Source organism: Holophagales bacterium, from assembly GCA_016719485.1.
Taxonomy (GTDB): Bacteria; Acidobacteriota; Thermoanaerobaculia; order UBA5066; family UBA5066; genus UBA5066.
In genome coordinates this window covers 318,912-338,674 of the sequence record JADJZB010000029.1, presented here as the reverse complement: position 1 = coordinate 338,674, position 19,763 = coordinate 318,912, and the positions used below count along the sequence as shown (strand labels likewise).

Genomic DNA, 19,763 nt, shown 5'->3' with positions numbered 1-19,763 from the left:
GAAGAAACCCTCTAAGGAACTTCGATCCGCTCGAGGATGCGGGAGACGACCTGGTCGCTCGAGACGTTCTCCGCCTCGGCCTCGTACGAGAGGAGGACCCGGTGGCGCAGGACGTCCGGGGCGACTTCCTTGACGTCCTCGGGGATGACGTACCCGCGGCCCTGGAGGAAGGCGTGGGCGCGGGCGGTCGAGAGGAGCGCGAGGGTGGCTCGGGGAGAGGCGCCGTACTGGACGAAGTCGGCGAGCTCGGGCAGGCCGTAAGCCCGCGGCTCGCGGGTCGCCGCGACGAGCTCGACGAGGTAGCCCTTGATCCGCTCGTCGGCGTAGAGCTCGCGGACGAGCTGCTGGAGCCCTTCGATCTGGGCCGGCGTCAGGACGGGACGGACCGTGGCCGAGGCGCGGGTCTCCGTCGCGTCTCCCATCCGGTCGAGGATCTGGCGCTCCTCGGCCTTCGTCGGGTAACCGACCCTGAGCTTCATCAGGAAGCGGTCGATCTGCGCCTCGGGAAGCGGGTAGGTCCCCTCCTGCTCGATCGGGTTCTGCGTCGCCAGGACGAGGAACGGCTTCGGGAGCGGCATCGTCTCGTCGCCGATCGTGACCTGCCGTTCCTGCATCGCTTCGAGGAGGGCCGACTGGACCTTGGCCGGGGCGCGGTTGATCTCGTCGGCGAGGACGATGTGGGCGAAGACCGGCCCGCGCCGCGCGACGAACTCCTGGGTCTTGGGATTGAAGACGAGCGTCCCGATGAGGTCGGCCGGCAGCAGGTCGGGCGTGAACTGGATGCGCGAGAAGCTCGCGTCGAGCCCGCGGGCGAGGGTCCGGACGGCGAGCGTCTTGGCGAGCCCCGGGACCCCCTCGAGGAGGACGTGGCCGTCGGCCAGGAGGCCTATGACGAGCCGCTCGACCATCTTGGGCTGGCCGACGATGACCTTTCGCACCTCCGCAAGGAGGGCGGAGACGGCGAGGGAGCTTTCCCGGATTCTCTCGGTGAGGGCGGCCGCGTCGGTGGGGGCAATGCTCATCGTTCCTCGGGGCGCGTCAAAGGGACGCGCAGGCGGACGTTACTCGGGCGGAGCGCTGCCGTTTCGGCGTGTCGGAAGCGGCACCCGACCTCTTAGAGCAACGCTGGTGCCGCGACGTTCCGGCGCGGCTCGGCTATCCTCGCCCGCCTGATGCGCCGGCCCTCGTTCCCCCTCGCGACCGCGGCGTTTCTCCTTCTCTCGCTCCTCATCCCGGCTCCGGCCGACGCGAAGACGAAGAAGCGGAAGAAGACCAGGCGCCCCGTGCCCACGCCGGTGCAGCGGCCCTACTACGGCCCGCCGGCACCGACACCGGAGCCGTACCTGCGCGCCGCGGGGGCGTGCATGAACATCACCCCCGGGCAGTACCTCGTCCTGGCCGAGGTCGGCGCCACCGGTCGCGTCTTCCGGCTCGACGCCGAGACCCGGATCGAAGTGGAGGTCCGGAAGGGCGATCGCGTCAGGGTCCTCTACGTCGACGGCCCGGAGGGGCCGGTCGCCCGGAAGATCCTGCCGGGTCCGATCGCAGCGGCCCCGCCGCCGCGCACGCCGTGACGCGGAGGGCCTGCCCGCAGGGCAGACCCTTCGCGCGCAATCAGGCGACGTACTGCTGGAACTTCTGCTCGAGGGCGGCCTGGGAGGCGAAGCCGATGACGCGCTCGACGACGGCGCCGTCCTTGAAAAGAATCAGTGTCGGGATCGACATGATGTTGTACTTCTCGGCGATCGACGGGTGGTCGTCGACGTTGACCTTGCCGACCTTGACCGTCTCGCCCCATTTTCCGGCCAGGGCCTCGACGACAGGGGCCACCTGGCGGCACGGGCCGCACCAGACGGCCCAGAAATCGACGAGAACGGGCTTGTCGCTCTTGAGCACCACCTGGTCGAAGCTCGCGGCGGTGAACTCCTGGACGTTTCCTGCCATATGGGTTCCTCTCTTCTGGGAGCGTGGCGGCACCCCTTCGGGCGCCGGCCGGGGGGCATGGTAGGTTGGCAGTCGTGAGACCGTCAAGGAGACCCCGGCTCGGTCAGAACTTCCTGTCGAGCCCCCGGACGGCGGGGCGGATTGTCGACGCGCTCGCCCCCGAGGCGGGCTGCTGGGTCCTCGAGGTCGGTCCCGGCCGGGGCGCCCTCACGCGCCCGCTCCTCTCGCGCGGGGTCCGCGTCCTGGCGGTGGAGATCGACGGGCTCCTCGCCGGCCGGCTGACGGCGGAGCTCGGTTGCGAGGAGCTTCGGGTGATCCAGGCGGATGCCCTGCGCTTCGACCCGGCCGTGGCTCTCGCCGAAGCGGGCGCGGCGCCACCGGTCCCCCTCGTCGCGAACCTGCCGTACGAGTCTGCGACGCCGATGGTACGGGCCTTCGCCCGCCGCCCGGACCTCTTCTCGCGGCTCGTGGTGATGGTGCAGCGCGAGGTGGCGGAGCGGATCTGCGGCCGCCCCGGAGACGACGGTTACGGCTTTCTCTCGGTCGACGTGGCGCTGCACGCGAAAGCCAGGCGCCTCTTCGACGTCCCGCCGGGGGACTTCACGCCCCGGCCGAAGGTCGTCTCCTCCGTGGTCGAGCTCGTCCCGTCTGCAGCGCCCGAAGGGGCCGCGGCGGCGATCGCCGTCGCGTCGGCCGGCTTCGCGGTGCGGCGCAAGACGCTGACGAACGCCCTGGGCGCGGCGTGGGGGCGCGAGGCCGCGGCGGCGGCGGTGGCCGCGGCGGGTCTCCTGCCGACGGCACGGGCGGAAGAGCTCGGACCTGAGGCATTTCTCGGCCTGGCGCGCCTCCTCGGACCGCGCCCCGGAACCGCTCCGGGCCGCTGACGGCGCAGGGTGCAGCCCCTGCCCTGCTAAACTTCGTCGATGTCGGTCACGTTCTGGCAGGCGATCCTGCTGGGGGCCTTGCAGGGTCTGACCGAGTTCCTGCCGGTCTCCTCGAGCGCCCACCTCATCCTCGCCCAGAGGCTGCTGCCGGGTTTCTCCCAGCCCGGAATCCTCTTCGACGTGATGCTCCACGTCGGGACGCTCGTCGCGGTCGTCGTCTATTTCCGCGAGAAGATCGGCGGCCTGCTGCGCGGCGCGGTGTCGCGCGATCCGGCGTCCCGGCGCGCCTCCTGGAAGATGGCCCTGATGCTCGCGGTCTCCGTCGGGCTCACGGGGGCGCTGACCCTTCCGCTGAAGCAGTTCGCCCTCGACGGGATGGACAACCTCCCGAGGATGGGCGTGGCCCTTCTCGCCACGTCGCTCCTGCTCGCCGGAGCGCAGGCGGTCGGCGCGAGGCGCGGCGAGGGAGGCCGGTCGCTCGAGGAGATGCGCGTGCGGGACGCGGTGCTGATCGGCGCCTTCCAGTCCTTCTCCGCCCTCTTCCGGGGGCTCTCGCGCTCGGGGAACACGATCTCGATGGGCCTCTTTGCGGGACTGTCGCGGCGGGCGGCGGCCGAGTACGCCTTCCTTCTCTCGGTTCCGACGATCCTCGCCGCGGCCCTCGTCGAGAACGTCAGCGAGTACCGCGCAACCGGGCACCTCGTGACGGCCGGCAGCCACGTCGGCGTCTACCTCTCGGGGATGGTGGTCGCCGCCCTCGTCGGGTACGTCGCGGTCGCGGCCCTCCTGCGCCTCGTCGTCTCCATGAAGCTCCAGCCGTTCATCGTCTACACCGCGCTGCTCGGCATCGCGGTCCTCGCCGCGGGCCTCCTCTGACGCCGATGACCGACAGCTCCCACAGGCCCGAAGCCCCGCACCGCCGGCGCGACGAGTTCCTCGGAATTCTCGTCGTGGCGGCCGGGCTCCTCCTCGTCGCGTCGCTTCTCTCCTACGACCCGGCCGATCCGTCGCTCTTCTCGTCCGTCGCCGACCCCGACGCCCGCCCCGGAAACTGGGCGGGGCGCGTCGGCGCTTCCTTCGCCGACGCGACGCTCCAGTTCTTCGGCTTCGCGGCCTTCGCCCTGCCGATCGTCGTCCTCGGGCTCGGCCTGGCGCGGCTGCGCTCCCGCGCCCTCGGGGCCTGGGGGACGAAGGCGCTGGGGCTCCTCGTCGTCCTCCTCACCGCCGCGCCTCTCTTCCACCTCGCTCTCGGGCGCCCCCAGCTCCTCGGCGGCAGCCTGGGCGCCGGCGGCTTCGTGGGGGACCTCCTCGCGGGCGCGTTCGTCGCCGCCCTCAACCCGCCCGGCGCCGTCATCGCGCTGTCGGCCGGCCTCCTCATCGGCGTCCTCCTCGTCGCGTCGCTTTCGCTCGGAGAGGCGCTGCGCGGCGCGGCCGTGCGCGCCTCGGCGAGCTTCTCGGACTGGAAGGTCGAACGGGAGAAGAAGAGGCAGGTCGAGGAGAAGGAGCGGACGCGCAGGGCCGTGGTGCAGAAACACCTCGAAAGGGCGCGCGAGGCGCCCCCCGAGGTAGAACAGGAAGAGGAACCGGGCGGCGAGGTCGTCACCATTCCCTCGCTCGCGACGCTTCGCGTCCGAGAGAGGAGCGGCTCGGGGCAGTTCTCCATCCGGCGCGCGGCGGGCTCCGGGGACGTCTCGGGCGGCGAGGGGAGCGCGACGACGGCCTCCGTTCCCGCGTCCGCGCCCGCCCGCCCGGTCACGGTGTCGCGCCCCGCGCAGCTGAAGAAGGTGGAGACGCCGCCCCAGCGCGTCCTCCCGTTCCCCTCGCCGAAGGAATCGAACGGCTGGATCTTTCCGCCCGAGAAGCTCCTGCGCTCCGCCGTGAAGAGGGACCGCGAGAAGTCGCGCGAGGAGTTCCAGCAGACGATGGAGCTCATCGCCGCCAAGTGCCTCGAGTTCGGCGTCGAGGGCGTCGTCGACAGCTACCGGCCGGGGCCCGTCGTCACGACCTACGAGTTCAAGCCCTCGGCGGGCGTCAAGGTCGCGCAGGTCTCCGGCCTCGAGAACGACCTCGCCCTCGCGCTGGCGGCCGAGAAGGTCCGCATCGAGCGGATCCCGGGCCGGGCCGCGATCGGCATCGAGGTGCCGAACCGGAACCGCGACCTCATCTCGCTGCGCGAGGTGATCGAGAGCGAGAAGTTCAAGAGGTCCCCCTCGCTCCTGACGATCGCCCTCGGCATCGACGTCGAGGGGAATCCCGTCGTCGCCGACCTCGCGCGGATGCCCCACCTCCTCGTCGCCGGCATGACGGGTGCCGGCAAGAGCGTCGGCGTGAACGGGATGATCACGTCGATCCTCTACAAGGCGCGCCCCGACGAGGTGAAGTTCATCTTCGTCGACCCGAAGATGAACGACATGAAGGACTACGACGACCTGCCGCACCTCCTCGTGCCGGTGGTCGTCGACCCGAAGAAGGCGGCGAACGCCCTGAAGTGGGCCGTGGACGAGATGGAGGGGCGCTACAAGCTCCTCTCCGAGTGGCCCGGCGTCCGCAACATCGAGCAGTACAACGCCGCGATCCGCGACCCCGAGGCCCTCGCCGAGGTGAGGGAGAAGATCGGCGAGAAGCTGAAGGCCGACGGGCCCGACGGCACCATCTCGCCGATGCCCTACATCGTCGTCGTCATCGACGAGCTCGCCGACCTGATGATGACCGCCCCGAAGGACATCGAGGAGTCGGTCGCGCGGCTCGCCCAGAAGGCGCGCGCCGTCGGCATCCACCTCATCCTGGCGACGCAGCGTCCCTCGGTCGACGTCATCACCGGGACGATCAAGGCGAACCTCCCCTGCCGCATCGCCTACACGACCCGGACGAAGATCGACGCGCGGACGATCCTCGACGCCACCGGCGCCGAGGCGCTCCTCCTGATGGGGGACATGCTCTTCCTCCCGCCCGGGACGTCGTACCTGCAGCGCGTGCACGGCGGCTTCGTCTCGGGCGAGGAGATCAAGGACATCTGCCGCTTCCTGAAGAAGCAGGCCAAGCCGATCTACGACGAGTCCGTCACGGCCGAGCGGGAGCCCGTGATGGAGGCCGGCGGCCGGGGCGGAAAGGCGAACCCCGACGACGCCGACCCGATGTACGAGCAGGCGGCGCGCCTCGTCGTCCGCGAGCGGATGGCCTCGATCTCGTTCCTGCAGCGGCGGCTCGAGATCGGCTTCTCCCGCGCGGGCAAGCTCATCGACATGATGCAGCGCGACGGCATCGTCGGCCCGCCGAGCGGGGGGGCCAAGAGCCGCGAGGTGCTCATGCCGCCCGACTACTACGACGACGTCGATCGCCAGCCGCGCTGAGGCGGCGATCCCCACCGGCATGCGCATCGTCTTCTTCGGCTCCCCCGATTTCGCCGTTCCTTCGCTCGAGGCCCTCGTCGCCGCGGGTCACGAGGTCGTCTTCGCCGTGTCCCAGCCGGCGAAGCCTGTGGGGCGATCGGCCGAGGTCGCCGACCCTCCGCTCGCGCGGCGTGCCCGAGAGCTCGGGATTCCGGTGTTCCAGCCGCAGACCCTGAAAGACGACGTGGCCGTGGCGCGGCTCGCGGAAGCGAACGCGGACCTCTTCGTCGTCGTCGCGTACGGGAAGATCCTCGCGCAGCGCGTCCTCGACCTGCCCCGTCTCGGGTGCGTCAACGTCCACGGCTCGGTCCTCCCGCGGTGGCGCGGCGCCTCGCCGGTCCAGGCGGCGCTCCTTGCGGGCGACGCGGAGACGGGCGTCTCGATCATGCGGATGGAGGCGGGGATGGACACGGGCGGGGTCTTCGCGGACCTGAGGACGCCGATCGGCGCGGACGAGAACGCCGGTGGGCTCTCCGCGCGACTGGCCGAAGCCGGGGCGGCTCTCCTCGTCGCGACCCTCCCGCGGATCGCCTCCGGCGAGGCCCTGGCCGCCCCTCAGGCCGACGCGCTCGCGACCGCCTGCCCGAAGATTCGCCGCGAGGACGGACGGGCCGACTTCACGCGCCCCGCGCTCGAGCTCGCCCGCAGGCTGCGCGCCTTTACGCCGTGGCCCGGCCTCTTCGCGTATCGCGGCGGGCGGCGAGTGAAGCTCCTGGCGGCCCGCGGGACGGAAGGCCGAAGGGGAGCGACCCCGGGAGAGGTGCTTGCGGCCGGGGACGAGATCGTCCTCGCGTGCGGCGAAGGGGCACTCTCGGTGACGACCCTGCAGGCCGAGGGGCGCAAGCCTCTCGGCGCCGGCGCCTTCTCTCGTGGCGAGCGGGTCGTGGCGGGAGAGGTCTGGTCGTGACCTCCCTGAGAGGGCTCGCCGTCGAGATCCTCGTTCGGGTAGAGAGGGACCGCGCCTTCGCCGCACCCCTCCTCGCCGCGCGCGAGGTGAGCCTCGCGCCGCGAGACAGGCCGCTCCTGAGAACCATCGTCCGGTCGGTCCTGCGCAACCGCTCTCTCCTCGACCACGTCCTCGGGAGGAGCCTCTCCCGGCCTCTCGAAGGGCTCGACCCGGACGTCCGCGCCGCCCTGCGCGCCGGCGCCGCGCAGCTTCTCCTCCTCGACCGGATCCCGGCGCACGCCGCCGTGAGCGAAACGGTCGAGGTCGTGCGCGCCCGCTCGGAGCGTGCCGCGGGGCTCGTCAACGCCGTCCTTCGCCGCCTGACGAAGGAAGTGAAGCCGCCGCGGGTCGTCCTGCCGCGGGGGACCGACCCGATCGCCCGGCTCGCGCTGGAGTCCTCGCATCCCGAGTGGCTCGTGCGGCGCTGGATCGCGGACCTCGGGCTCGCCGCCACGGAAGCGGCGCTGCGCGAAGACGACGTGGACGCGCCTGTGGACGTTCTCCTCGATCCTCGGGACGGGGACGTGGATTCCCTCCGCGAGCGCCTCCACGAGGAAGGGCTCGACGGAACGCCGTCTCCCTGGGCGCCACTGGCCCTCACCCTCTCCTCGCCTGCGGCGGGAAGCCACCCGGCGATCGCGTCGGGGCGCCTCGCCGTCGTCGACGTCGCGGCGCAGGCGATGTGCGAGCTCGTCGAGCCGGCGGACGTCGTCGTCGACCTGGCGGCCGCCCCGGGCGGAAAGACGCGAACCCTTCTCGCCCGCGGGAAGGCGAGGCGCGTCGTGGCCCTCGAGCGCAATCCCACCCGCTCGCGCCGGCTCGCCGCCGGACTCCTGGCGGCAGGGCGGCGGGACGACGTTCTCGTCGTCCGCGCCGATGCGTCGCGCCCGCCGTTGCCGCGCGGGGCGTTTCGATCCGTCCTCCTCGACGCGCCCTGCTCCGGGACGGGGACGCTCCGGAAGAACCCGGAGATCCGCTGGCGTCTCTCGCCGGACGACCTGCCTGCGCTCGCCCGCGTACAGCAGGCGCTTCTCCACGCTGCGCTCGACCTCTGCGCTCCGGGCGGGAGCGTCGTCTACGTCACCTGCTCGCTGGAGCCGGAGGAGAACGAAGGGGTCGTCGCCGGCGTTCTCTCCTCTCGCGCGGACGCGGCGCCGGAGCGCCCGGCCGAAGCCGGGCTCCCCGTTCCGCTCCGGGCCGCCCTCCGTCCGGACGGGTTCTTTCGGGTCCCGCCGGGCGCCTCGAACGACGGGTTTTCCGCCGTCGTCCTCCGGAAGGGCGGAGGGAGCCGCTGAATACGCGGGTTTTCCGTTGACAAGGTGCTGGCGTAATCCTACATTTCAGCCGTTCGAACAAACGTGACGCTTTCCGGGGCGTAGACCCGGAGCACGCACGACACAGAGAGAAAGAGGAGGAATCCGCACATGGCCGGTAAAGCCGAGATCGTCGAGGCGATTTCCAAGCAGACGGAGCTGTCGAAGAAGGACGCGACGTCCGCATTCGAGGCCTTCGTGGACTCGATCAGCGACAACCTGAAGAAGGGCGAGCGCGTCGCCGTCCCGGGCCTCGGGATCTTCAGCGTGGCCGACCGCAAGGCCCGCATCGGTATCAACCCGCAGACGAAGGCGAAGATCAAGATCGCCGCGTCGAAGGTTGCCAAGTTCAAGGCCGGCAAGGACCTCAAGACCCTCCTCAACAAGAAGAGGAAGTAGTCTTCCGGCGATGAACGCGAGGGGCCCCGCGCCCCTCCGCGTGGAGGCTCAGGCCTCTGCGGCGCCCCGGGGCTCCCCGGGGCGTTTCGTTTTTCGGAGGGGCGGGGGAGTCGCCCGTATCATCCCGAGGCCGTGATCCCGCTGCGCGACACCATCCCGACCCGTACCGTCCCGCTCGTCAACGGCGCTCTCATCGTGGCCTGCGTCGGCGTCTTCCTCCTGCAGCTCCTCGCCGGAAACGGAGGCGAGGCGCTCGTGAGGACCTTCGGCTTCGTCCCGGCGCGGCTGTTCCACCCGGGAAACCTGGGGACGGGGAGCCTTCCCATGGGAGCCCTCGGGCTCTTCAGCTCGATGTTCCTCCACGGCGGTTTTCTTCACCTTGCCGGGAACCTCCTCTTCTTCTGGATCTTCGGAGACAACGTCGAGGACGCTCTGGGCCACGGTCGTTACCTTCTCTTCTACCTCGGCTGCGGCGCAGCGGCGGCCCTTCTCCAGGGGCTGTTCGCCACGGCGTCGCTCGTACCGATGGTCGGTGCCTCGGGGGCGATCGCCGGCGTTCTCGGCGCGTACTTCGTCCTCTACCCGCACGCACGGGTCGTCACGCTCGTGCCCCTCTTCTTCCTCTTTCCTCTCGTCGAGGTCCCGGCCTTCCTCTTCCTCCTCCTCTGGTTCCTCCTCCAGTTCTGGCAGGGCTCCGCCGCGCTGGTCACCTCGGGGCAGCCGGGAGCGGCCGCGGGAGGTGTCGCCTGGTGGGCCCACGTCGGCGGGTTCGCGGCAGGGATCGCCCTGCTCGCCCTCCTGAAGCCCCCCAGACGCCCCGCGCCGCGGTACTGGATCCGGTAACGGGCCTCCCGGACCTGGTGATCACCGGGGCCGCCCTGCCGTATGCTTCCCGGCCGCTATGGAACCGACGATGCCGCTCGCCGTCCCCGTCCCCCTCCTCGACCTGAAGAAGCAGTACGCCACCCTCCGCGACGAGATCCGCGCGGCAACGGACGAGCTCTTCGAGAGCCAGGGCTTCATCCTCGGCCCGAAGGTCGAGGCGTTCGAGAAAGCGGTCGCCGATTACGTCGGGGCCAGGCACGCGATCGGCATGTCCTCCGGCACCGACGCCCAGCTCGCCGCGATGATGGCGCTCGGCATCGGTCCGGGAGACGACGTCGTGACGTCGCCCTACACGTTCTTCTCTACGGCCGGGGCCGTCGTCCGCCTCGGCGCGAGGCCGGTCTTCTGTGACATCGACCCCGTGACCTGCAACGTCGACCCGGAGAAGCTCGCGAAGGCGATCACTCCCAGGACGAAGGCGATCCAGCCGGTCCATCTGTACGGGCAGTGTGCCGACATGGACCCGATCCTGGCGGTCGCGAAGGCGAAGGGGATCCCGGTCATCGAGGACGCCTGCCAGTCGCTCGGAGCCTCGTACAAGGGGCGCAAGGCGGGATCGATGGGCGAATTCGGAGCGTTCTCCTTCTTCCCGTCCAAGAACCTGGGCGGCTTCGGAGACGGCGGGATGGTGACGACGAACGACGACGGGTTCGCCGCGACCCTTCGCGCCCTCCGGATGCACGGGGAGACGAGCCGTTACCACCACAAGCTCGTCGGCGGGAACTTCCGCCTGGACGCGCTCCAGGCCGTCGTCCTTCACGTCAAGCTCCCGCACCTGGACTCCTGGGCCGCGGGCCGGCGGCAGAACGCGGCCGAGATCCAGAAACGCTACTTCGAGCATGGGGGCGGACCTTCGAGGAAGGCGGGATCGGCTTTCCCGCGCGAGGCGCCCGGGGCGTTCCACGTCTACAACCAGTTCGTCGTCCGGGTCGCCCGGGGAAGGCGGGAGGCTCTGAAGGAGCGTCTCGTCCAGCTCAAGATCGGCCACGCCGTCTACTACCCGGTCCCGCTCCACCTCCAGGAGTGCTTCGCCGGGCTCGGCGGGAAGCCTGGCGACTTTGAGGAAGCGGAGCGGGCGGCGCTGGAAACCCTTGCGCTGCCAGTATTTCCGGAGCTGGCCCCGTCGCAGAAGGCCTTCGTCGCGTACCACCTGGCGCAGTTCTCGAGGGAATAGAGCGCCGTCTCCGGAGCGTTACTTCCGGGCGTGCGTATCTCCTCACTTGACAAGAACGCACGCAGGTCGTAAGTTCTTGGCACTCGCCACGAGCGAGTGCCAACGGGCGCCAGCAGAACCTCCAACAGGGGCCTACTGCCCCGAGAGACCCTAAACCCACGAAGGAGCACCCAATGAAGATTCGTCCTCTCTATGACCGGATCCTCGTCAAGAGGATCGAGACCAAGGAACAGGTCCGCGGCGGAATCATCATCCCCGACACCGCCAAGGAGAAGCCCATGGAGGCCACGGTCGAAGCCGTCGGCGAGGGCAAGTTCGACGACAACGGCAAGCGCGTGGCCCTGACCGTCAAGACGGGCGACAAGGTCCTCATCGGCAAGTACGCCGGCACAGAAATCAAGCTCGACGACCAGGACTTCCTCATCCTCCGCGAGGACGAGGTCCTGGCCATCGTCGACGCGAAGTAAGGCGAGGTTAGAGAAATGGCTGCCAAGAACATCACCTACGGCGAGGACGCTCGCCAGAGCATCCTCCGCGGCGTCAACAAGCTGGCCGACGCCGTCAAGGTCACCCTCGGCCCCAAGGGCCGCAACGTCGTCATCGAGAAGAAGTTCGGCTCGCCCCTGATCACCAAGGACGGCGTCACCGTCGCCAAGGAGATCGAGCTGGCCGACCCGCTCGAGAACATGGGCGCCCAGATGGTCCGCGAGGTCGCCTCCAAGACCTCCGACATCGCCGGCGACGGCACGACGACCGCCACGGTCCTCGCGCAGGCCATCTACCGCGAGGGGATCAAGATGGTCACCTCCGGCCACAACCCGATGGAGCTCAAGCGCGGCATCGAGATCGCCGTGAAGAAGGCCGTCGAGTCGATCGACAAGCTCAAGAAGAGCGTCGACGCCAAGGAGATCGCCTTCGTCGGCACCATCTCCGCCAACGGCGACGAGGAGATCGGCAAGATCATCGCCGAGGCGATGGACAAGGTCGGCAAGGACGGCGTCATCACGGTCGAGGAGGCCAAGGGCCTCGACACGACCCTCGAGGTCGTCGAGGGGATGCAGTTCGACCGCGGCTACCTCTCCCCCTACTTCGTCACGGACGCCGAGAGGATGGAGTCCGTCCTCGAGAACGCCCGCATCCTCATCTTCGAGAAGAAGATCTCCTCGATGAAGGACCTCCTCCCCGTGCTCGAGCAGACCGCCAAGCAGGGCAAGCAGCTCCTCATCATCGCCGAGGACATCGAGGGCGAGGCCCTCGCCACGCTCGTCGTGAACAAGCTCCGCGGCACGCTCCAGGTCTGCGCCGTCAAGGCGCCGGGCTTCGGGGACCGCCGCAAGGCCATGCTCGAGGACATCGCGATCCTCACGGGCGGCAAGATGATCTCCGAGGACCTCGGCATCAAGCTCGAGAACGTCAAGTGGGACGACCTCGGCGAGGCCAAGAAGATCGTCGTCGACAAGGAGAACACCACCATCGTCGTCGACACGACCGAGCGCAAGCGCAAGGAAGCGATCTCGGGCCGCGTGAAGCAGATCCGGGCGCAGATCGAGGAGACCACCTCGGACTACGACCGCGAGAAGCTCCAGGAGCGGCTCGCCAAGATCGTCGGCGGCGTCGCGGTCATCAAGGTCGGCGCGGCCACCGAGACCGAGATGAAGGAGAAGAAGGCCCGCGTCGAGGACGCGATGCACGCCACCAAGGCGGCGGTCGAGGACGGCATCGTCCCCGGCGGCGGCGTGGCGCTCCTTCGCGCCATGGACGCGGTCGGCACGCTCAAGGAAGCGGGCGACATCCAGGTCGGCATCAACATCGTCAAGAGGGCCCTCGAGGAGCCTTCCCGCCAGATCATCGCGAACGCGGGGATCGAGGGCGCGGTCATCCTCAAGGAGCTCAAGGAAAAGGGCGGCAACATCGGCTTCAACGCGGCCACCGAGAAGGTCGAGGACCTGCTCAAGTCGGGGATCATCGACCCGGCCAAGGTCACGAAGTCGGCGCTGCAGAACGCCTCCTCCATCGCCAGCCTCATGCTGACGACCGAGGCCCTCATCTCCGAGATCAAGGAGAAGGACAAGGCCCCCGCGATGCCCGGTGGCGGCGGCGGCATGGGCGGCATGTACTAGGAATTCCCTCGGGGAACCCGGTCCGCCGGGTTCCCCAAAGCCCCCTCCGCGCAGGGAAGGAAAGGCCCGGCACCGAAAGGCGCCGGGCCTTTTCGCGTGCATGCCCGGCGTTAGTGACCACGATGAGGAGAGAAGAAGAGAAGGAGAGAAGAGAGACCGGAGAGCAGAGCCAACTCACTTCACCGTGCCTCACGAGTCGCGGACGGGAGGGGTGTCCCGCGGCGCCTCCTCCGCGCGCGCGACCCGATCGGCGGCCTGCTCGCGGAGCCGGCGGGCCCCGCGCGTGCTTCGCGTGATCCGGCGGCCTGCTCGCGGAGCCGGCCCCCCTCCCGCCCGCTCGGAACTCAGGTGCAGCAGTGTTTCCCGGCCGGGGTCAGGTCTTGATTTTCTGCTATAGCAATTGCAGAGTGTAGAACGTAGACCAGACCCCGATTGGGGCGACCCCGATTGGGGCGACCCCGATTGGGGCCGAAGGCGGCTCCCAGTCGAATGCTGAAGCTCGTTGGCCGCGGGTGGGGTGGTGCGTCTCGCGAGCCGCCCCCGAGCACGCCCGGGGACCCGCTCGAGTTCGCGAGGACCGGGCGGGGATCAGGCCCGCGCGCGTGTTTGACGAGCGAAGCGAGGAGTTCGCGCGGGCCCCCCGCCCGGCCGCAGCGGACTCGGAAGCGGGTCGGGCGCGCGCAGCAGGCGGCCGTGAGACGTACCGCACCGCGCGCGGCCCCCTGCCGAAAGGACGAGATGGTGAAGCTAGTTCTCCGGTTCTCCGGTTCTCCGGTTCTCCGGTTCCTGGTCCTTCGGATTCGATTCGAGTCCTAGCTCTCCTCCGGCACCGCGAGGAGCCGCGCGCCGAGACCGAAGCCCTTCTTCGTGCTCCTGAGACGGAGGCCGCCGGCCTTCAGGACGTCGCGCGCGACCGTCGAGGCGAGGCTCACCTCCGCGAGAAGCGTCTCGACGTTGGCGCGTCCCTGGACGCGCTCGACGGCGACGGGAACGTGGACGCTTCCGTACCGGACGAGGCGGCAGACGAACGGCCTGGTTCCGCGCCGCCAGAGGGCGGGTCCGGGAAGCGCGCGGCCCGTTGAGAGGTCCTCGATCGTGACGTCCTTTCCCACCCAGGTCGCGCGGGCGACGGTGTCCTCCGCGCGGATGAGGGCTTTCACGGCGCGGGCCGCTTCCTTCGGAAGGTCGGCCTCGAACCGGGCGAGGAAGAGGTCGGCCGCCGTCACGCGCCCGGTGTCCTGCAGGAGGATGTCGAAGGGGAGGCGCGGAGCGAAGAGGTGGGTGAACTGATCGTCGCCGGCCCCGTCCGCCTCGAGGGCGCGCTCTGCGAGGTCGGCGGCGTAGACGAGAGCGTCGAGGGACTGCTCCGGAGACTTCGCATTGGCCTCAGCGACGCAGAAGATATCGACCGCGACGATGGCCGCGAAGACCGCGGCGGTGGCGGGGTCGAAACCCTCGTCTTCGGCGGCGGCGGCGGTTCGCTCGAAGGCCAGTGGCGGGGGGACGTCGGCAAGGCCGGCGGGGTCGCTGATCTGCGATGGCGCGGGAGCGGGCTTCGGGGCGCTCTGGCGTCGGGCGGGCCTGGGAGGCGTCTTCTTGTCGATCGGCATTCCGGAAGGCTAACGGTTTACGGCGGAGGAAGGAACGGGTCCGGGCCGGTTCGTGTCAGGATTGGGGCATGTCCGAGAACGGTCCGCTGATCCTGTCGAAAAAGTTCGACGAGGCCCTCGTCTACGCGGTCGACCTCCACCGGCAGCAGCCGCGGAAGGGGACGGGCGTCCCGTACGTGTCCCACCTCCTTTCGGTGGCCGCGCTCGTCCTCGAGCACGGTGGGACGGAAGAGCAGGCGATCGCCGCCCTCCTGCACGACGCGGTGGAGGACCAGGGGGGGCTGCCGACGGCGAAGGCGATCCGAGGGCGGTTCGGAGACGTCGTCGCCGATATCGTCGACGGCTGCACCGACACGGACGTCACCCCGAAGCCGCCGTGGCGGGCGCGCAAGGAGGCGTACGTGGCCCGCGTCCGGCGGGAGCCGGCCCACGTGAGGCTCGTCTCGGCCGCCGACAAGCTCCACAACGCCCGGACGATGGTCACCGACCTGCGGATCCATGGCCCGATTCTCTGGAAGAGGTTCAACGCCGGCCGGGACGAGACGCTCTGGTACCTCGGAGCCCTCGTCGAGGCGTTCCGTGAGGCCGGGACGGCCCCGATCGTGGAGGAGCTCGCGCGGACCGTCGTCGAGCTGGAGGCCGTTTCCGGCAACGGCCAGGCCTGACGAAACCCGGTGGAGCGGGAGGCCCGGCCTATACTGGCCGTCCCCTTCCCGTTGCCATGGACGAACGACCCCCAGGCGGCTCCTTCGCCGCTGCCGCCGAGCCGACGCTGGTACTCAAGGCGCCGCTGTCGGGACCCGTCGTCCCGATCGACAGGGTTCCCGACCCCGTCTTCGCGCACCGCCTCCTCGGCGACGGCGTGGCGATCGACCCGGTCTCGTCGCTCCTCCTCGCCCCGTGCGACGGCGTCGTCGCGACGATCCACCCGGCGGGGCACGCGATCGCGCTCACCACCGACTCGGGAGTCGAGGTGATGCTGCACGTCGGCCTCGACACGGTCGCCCTCGGCGGCCGCGGCTTCGTGCCGCGCGTGGCGCAGGGGCGCCGGGTCGTCGCGGGGGAAGCGCTCCTCGCATTCGACGCCGACCTCGTCGCGCGCTCGGCGCGGAGCCTCGTGACGCCGGTCGTCGTCACGAGCCGTGAGCGGGTCCTGGGGATGCAGGCGGCCGCGGGGTTCGTGACGGCGGGGATCGACGATCTCCTCGTCCTGAGGCTCGCCGCGGTTGCCGGCGTTCCGTCCGGTCCCGTTCTCGGAGAGAAGTCGCGGGACGTGAGGGTCCTTCGCCGGCTCGGCCTCCACGCCCGGCCTGCGGCGGCCCTCGCGAGCGCGGCACGGCGGTTCCGGGCGGAGGTCCTCGTGGAGACGGGGACCTCGATGGCGAGCGCGCGGAGCATCGTCGGGCTCCTCTCTCTCGGCGTCGTCCACGGCGAGATCGTGAGGCTTCGCGCGACGGGTCCCGACGCGGGGAAGGCGCTCGCGACCCTCGCCCGGGTCCTGGAAGCCGTGGACGGGAACGAGCCCGGGGCGCCTCTCTCGACGGCCCCGAGAGTCGCGCCCCGAAGGGAGCGCGTCTTCACGGGTGTGCCCATGGCCCCCGGATGCGCGGCGGGGCCGGTGGCGCGGCTCGTGCGCGAGGAGCCCGAGGTCCTCGAGAACGGCGAGGACGAGAGGACGGAGCGGCGCGACCTGGACTTCGCCCTCGAGGAGGCGAAGGTCCAGCTGCGGTCGCTCGAGGCGCGCGTCGGCGCCGAGGCCGGCAGCGAGCACGCCGACATCTTCGAGGCGCACGTCGCGCTCCTCGACGACCCGCTCCTCCTCGCCGAGGCCGAGCACGAGATCGTCGCGGGAAAGAGCGCCGCCTGGGCCTTCCGCGAGGCGGTGCGCCGGTACGCCGACCGGATCTCGCGCCTGCCGAACCCGGCGCTGGCCGCCCGCGCGGCCGACCTGCGCGATGCCGGGGGGCGCGTCCTGCACATCCTCGTCGGGCAGCGCTCCTCGCCCCCCTCGCCTCCGGAGGGCTCGATCGTCGTGGCAGAGGACCTGTCACCGTCGGAGGCGGCGACGCTCGGCCGGGGAGGTGTGGCCGGCTTCTGCACGGTGTCGGGAGGGGCGACGTCGCACGCGGCTCTCCTGGCCCGTTCCATGGGCATACCCGCCGTGGCGGGGATCGACGCCCGCGCGCTCGAGATTCCCGAGGGGACGCTGGCGGTCCTCGACGGAGACGCCGCCGAGCTGCGCCTCTCGCCGGACGACGACGAGCGCGAGGCGATACGGCTGCGCTGCCAGCGGCGCGCGGCGCGCCGGAGCGCAGACCGCCTCGCGGCGGCCGAGCCCGCGCTCACGATGGACGGCGTGAGGGTCGCGGTCCTGGCGAACGCGGGGAGCCTCGTCGACGCGGAGGAAGGGATCGCCTCCGGTGCGGAGGGTATCGGGCTCCTGCGCTCCGAGCTCCTCTTTCTCGACCGCGCGAACGTCCCTTCGGAAGACGAGCAGGAGGCGGTCTACCGCGCCGTGGCCGAGGCGGTCGGGCCCGGCCGGCCGATCGTCGTCAGGACGTTCGACGCGGGGGGCGACAAGCCGCTGCGCTGGCTTCCCCTTCCCGAGGAGGAGAACCCGGCGCTCGGCGAGCGCGGCCTGCGCGTCTTCCTCGACCGGCCCGACCTGTTCCGGGCCCAGCTCCGCGCGCTCCTCAGGGTGCCGGAGGAGTACGACGTGAGGGTGACGTTCCCGATGGTCTCGGTTCTCGACGAGTGGCGCGGGGCGACCGCAGACCTGGAAGAGGAGCGCGAGCGTCTCGGCGCGTCCCGGCGGCGTGCGGGCATGACGGTCGAGGTCGCCTCCGCGGCAATCCTCGCGGACGCGTTCCTGAAGGAGGCGGCCTTCGTCACGATCGGGACGAACGACCTGACGCAGTTCACCCTCGCGATGGACCGGGGGCATCCGCGGCTCTCTCCGCGCGCCGACGCCCTCGACCCGGCAGTCCTCCACCTGATCGCCCGCACCTGCGCCGCCGCGCGCAGGCACGGGATCCCCTCGGCGGTTTGCGGGGCGCTCGCGGGAGACCTCGCGGCCATACCACTTCTCCTCGGACTGGGCGTGGGCGAGCTGTCGGTCGGCGCGGGGCAGGTCCCGTCGGTGAAGGCGCGCGTCCGCGAGGTCTCGTTCGACGCGTGCCGCGCGGTCGCCGTCCGCGCACTCGAGACGACGACGGCCGCCGAGGTGAGAGCCCTCCTCTCGCAGACGGGGGGCGCGCCGTGAGCGTTGCGGGCCGGGCCTTCGGGCTCCTGCAGAAGATCGGCCGGGCGCTGATGCTCCCGGTCTCCGTCCTCCCCGTGGCGGGCCTCCTCCTCGGGCTCGGGAGCGCGAAGCTCGGCCTCCTGCCCGACGCCGTCGCGAGCGTTCTCGGCCAGGCGGGCGGGGCGATCTTCACGAGCCTCCCTCTCATCTTCGCCATCGCCGTCGCGCTCGGCCTGACGCAGAACGACGGGGCAGCGGCCGTGGCGGCCGTCGTCGGCCACGTCGTCCTCCTCGCGACGATGGGTGCCGGGGCACGCCTCCTGGGGCTGCCGACGACACGGATACTCGGATTCGACTCCGTCGAGACGGGGGTCTTCGGCGGAATTCTCGTCGGTCTCCTCGCGGCGTCGCTCTTCAACCGCTATGCGCGGGCCGAGCTTCCCGCCTGGCTCGGCTTCTTCGGCGGCAAGCGCCTCGTGCCGATCCTGACCGGTCTCGCGGCGACCTTCCTCGGCGTCGCCCTGGCCGTTCTCTGGCCGCCCGTCCAGCGCGCGATCCACGTCCTGTCCGACCAGGTCGCCTACGGCCGGCCCACGTCGGCGACGTTCGTATACGGCGTCGTCGAGCGCCTCCTCCTGCCGTTCGGCCTGCACCACATCTGGAACGTCCCGTTCTTCTTCGAGATCGGGTCGTTCGTCGACGCGGCGGGGAAGACCGTCCGCGGCGACATCACCCGTTTCTTCGCGGGGGACCCGACTGCGGGGATCCTCTCCGGAGGCTTCCTCTTCAAGATGTGGGGCCTGCCGGCGGCCGCCCTCGCCATCTGGCGCTGCGCCCGCCCCGAGAATCGCGCGCGCGTCGGCGGGATCATGGTTTCGGCCGCGGCGACGTCGTTCCTGACGGGGATCACCGAGCCGATCGAGTTCTCGTTCCTCTTCCTCGCGCCGCTCCTCTATGCGCTCCATGCGCTCCTCGCGGGCCTCGCTTTCGTCGTCGCGAACCTCGCCGGGATGAAGCTCGGGTTCACGTTCTCGCACGGCTTCTTCGACCTCGTCCTCTACTGGTCGATGGACACCCGGCCGTGGCTCGTGCCGCTTCTCGGGCCGCTCTGGGGCCTCCTCTACTTCGGCGTCTTCCGCGCGGCGATCCTCCGCTTCGACCTGAAGACGCCTGGGAGGGAAGAGTCAGTGGCCGCGCCATTGCCGGCCCCGGGAGCCGGCCGCCCTGCCCCCGCCGAGGCCGCAGGCCTCGCCGAGAGGCTGGTCGCCGCCTTCGGCGGCGCACGGAACATCGAGAGCCTCGACGCGTGCATCACGCGCATCCGGGTCACCGTCCGTGACCTCGACGGTGCCGACGAGAAGGCGCTGCGGGCGCTGGGAGCGGCGGGCGTCGTCGTCATCGGGAACGCCGTCCAGGCGGTCTTCGGGACCCGCTCGGAGAACCTCAAGACGGCCATGGAAGGCGTTCTCGGAGCGGCGTCGTCGCCGTGCACTCCCGCTGCGACCGTGCGGTCCTCCAGTGCACGACCGTCGCCGGAGGTCCGGTTGCTTTCCAGGGTCGTCCTGCAGGCGCTCGGCGGGGCTCCGAACGTCCGGACGGTGGAGGCGTGCGCGAGGACGCGGGTCCGCGTCACCCTCGCGGATCCGGCGCTGCTCGACGAGCCGGCGACACTCGCCGCGGGCATTGGCGGGGTCATGCGCCTGCCCTGCGGCGTCGTTCACCTCGTCCGTGGAGAGGACGCCGACGCCCTCGCTGCGGCTCTGGCGCAGGTCCTTCGGGAATCGGGAGAATGACCCTCGGCTGAGGCCGGGTCGAGGCCCATCCCCCGTCCCGACAGGTGGCTTCGTCCGCGACAGGG

General features: G+C 70.7%; 17 protein-coding genes. 14 read left to right on the top strand and 3 right to left on the bottom strand.

Going from position 1 to position 19,763, the window contains the following annotated elements:
• Positions 1-11: 11 nt before the first annotated feature.
• Complete coding sequence (locus tag IPN03_21555; protein ID MBK9376238.1) at positions 12-1,022, bottom strand: MoxR family ATPase; 1,011 nt, start codon at positions 1,020-1,022, stop codon at positions 12-14.
• A gap of 150 nt (positions 1,023-1,172) precedes the next feature.
• On the opposite strand from IPN03_21555, the gene IPN03_21550 reads away from it, so the two are divergent.
• Positions 1,173-1,574, top strand: a complete 402-nt coding sequence (locus IPN03_21550; protein ID MBK9376237.1) for a hypothetical protein — start codon at positions 1,173-1,175, stop codon at positions 1,572-1,574.
• Between the two features lie 40 nt (positions 1,575-1,614).
• Here the strand turns inward: IPN03_21550 and trxA are convergent, their stop codons facing one another.
• A complete protein-coding gene (gene trxA, locus IPN03_21545) occupies positions 1,615-1,944 on the bottom strand; it encodes a thioredoxin (GenBank protein ID MBK9376236.1) in 330 nt (109 codons plus the stop codon).
• 74 nt (positions 1,945-2,018) lie between these two features.
• Here trxA and rsmA point away from each other — a divergent pair, with 74 nt between their 5' ends.
• From rsmA to groL, 10 genes are all read left to right on the top strand, one after another.
• Positions 2,019-2,828, top strand: coding sequence for a ribosomal RNA small subunit methyltransferase A (gene rsmA / locus IPN03_21540; protein MBK9376235.1), 810 nt, complete (start codon positions 2,019-2,021; stop codon positions 2,826-2,828).
• Between the two features lie 39 nt (positions 2,829-2,867).
• Positions 2,868-3,704 (top strand): undecaprenyl-diphosphate phosphatase, encoded by an 837-nt coding sequence (locus tag IPN03_21535; protein ID MBK9376234.1) that lies wholly within the window; start codon positions 2,868-2,870, stop codon positions 3,702-3,704.
• 5 nt (positions 3,705-3,709) lie between these two features.
• Positions 3,710-6,178, top strand: a complete 2,469-nt coding sequence (locus tag IPN03_21530; protein ID MBK9376233.1) for a DNA translocase FtsK 4TM domain-containing protein — start codon at positions 3,710-3,712, stop codon at positions 6,176-6,178.
• Positions 6,179-6,197: 19 nt separating this feature from the next.
• Entirely contained in the window at positions 6,198-7,124 is a 927-nt protein-coding gene (locus tag IPN03_21525) for a methionyl-tRNA formyltransferase (GenBank protein ID MBK9376232.1), read from the top strand.
• Entirely contained in the window at positions 7,121-8,458 is a 1,338-nt protein-coding gene (locus IPN03_21520) for a hypothetical protein (GenBank protein MBK9376231.1), read from the top strand. Before IPN03_21525 ends, IPN03_21520 begins: the two co-directional genes overlap by 4 nt.
• 129 nt (positions 8,459-8,587) lie before the next feature.
• A complete protein-coding gene (locus tag IPN03_21515; protein MBK9376230.1) occupies positions 8,588-8,875 on the top strand; it encodes an HU family DNA-binding protein in 288 nt (95 codons plus the stop codon).
• Between the two features lie 132 nt (positions 8,876-9,007).
• The gene (locus IPN03_21510) at positions 9,008-9,718 is read left to right on the top strand and encodes a rhomboid family intramembrane serine protease (protein ID MBK9376229.1); all 711 of its coding nucleotides are present in this window, start codon (positions 9,008-9,010) and stop codon (positions 9,716-9,718) included.
• Positions 9,719-9,788: 70 nt separating this feature from the next.
• Positions 9,789-10,934, top strand: a complete 1,146-nt coding sequence (locus IPN03_21505; protein MBK9376228.1) for a DegT/DnrJ/EryC1/StrS family aminotransferase — start codon at positions 9,789-9,791, stop codon at positions 10,932-10,934.
• Between the two features lie 173 nt (positions 10,935-11,107).
• Positions 11,108-11,401 (top strand): co-chaperone GroES, encoded by a 294-nt coding sequence (locus IPN03_21500; GenBank protein MBK9376227.1) that lies wholly within the window; start codon positions 11,108-11,110, stop codon positions 11,399-11,401.
• Between the two features lie 15 nt (positions 11,402-11,416).
• Positions 11,417-13,054, top strand: coding sequence for a chaperonin GroEL (gene groL / locus IPN03_21495; GenBank protein ID MBK9376226.1), 1,638 nt, complete (start codon positions 11,417-11,419; stop codon positions 13,052-13,054).
• A gap of 812 nt (positions 13,055-13,866) precedes the next feature.
• On the opposite strand, the gene IPN03_21490 is transcribed toward groL, so the two are convergent.
• Positions 13,867-14,664, bottom strand: a complete 798-nt coding sequence (locus IPN03_21490) for a hypothetical protein (GenBank protein ID MBK9376225.1) — start codon at positions 14,662-14,664, stop codon at positions 13,867-13,869.
• 89 nt (positions 14,665-14,753) lie between these two features.
• Here IPN03_21490 and IPN03_21485 point away from each other — a divergent pair, with 89 nt between their 5' ends.
• From IPN03_21485 to IPN03_21475, 3 genes are read left to right on the top strand one after another with little or no spacing between them, the layout of a single operon-like run.
• The gene (locus IPN03_21485) at positions 14,754-15,329 is read left to right on the top strand and encodes an HD domain-containing protein (GenBank protein ID MBK9376224.1); all 576 of its coding nucleotides are present in this window, start codon (positions 14,754-14,756) and stop codon (positions 15,327-15,329) included.
• A 56-nt stretch (positions 15,330-15,385) separates the two neighbouring features.
• Positions 15,386-17,926, top strand: coding sequence for a phosphoenolpyruvate--protein phosphotransferase (gene ptsP, locus IPN03_21480; protein ID MBK9376223.1), 2,541 nt, complete (start codon positions 15,386-15,388; stop codon positions 17,924-17,926).
• Positions 17,927-17,976: 50 nt separating this feature from the next.
• Entirely contained in the window at positions 17,977-19,698 is a 1,722-nt protein-coding gene (locus tag IPN03_21475; protein ID MBK9376222.1) for a PTS transporter subunit EIIC, read from the top strand.
• Positions 19,699-19,763: the final 65 nt, after the last annotated feature.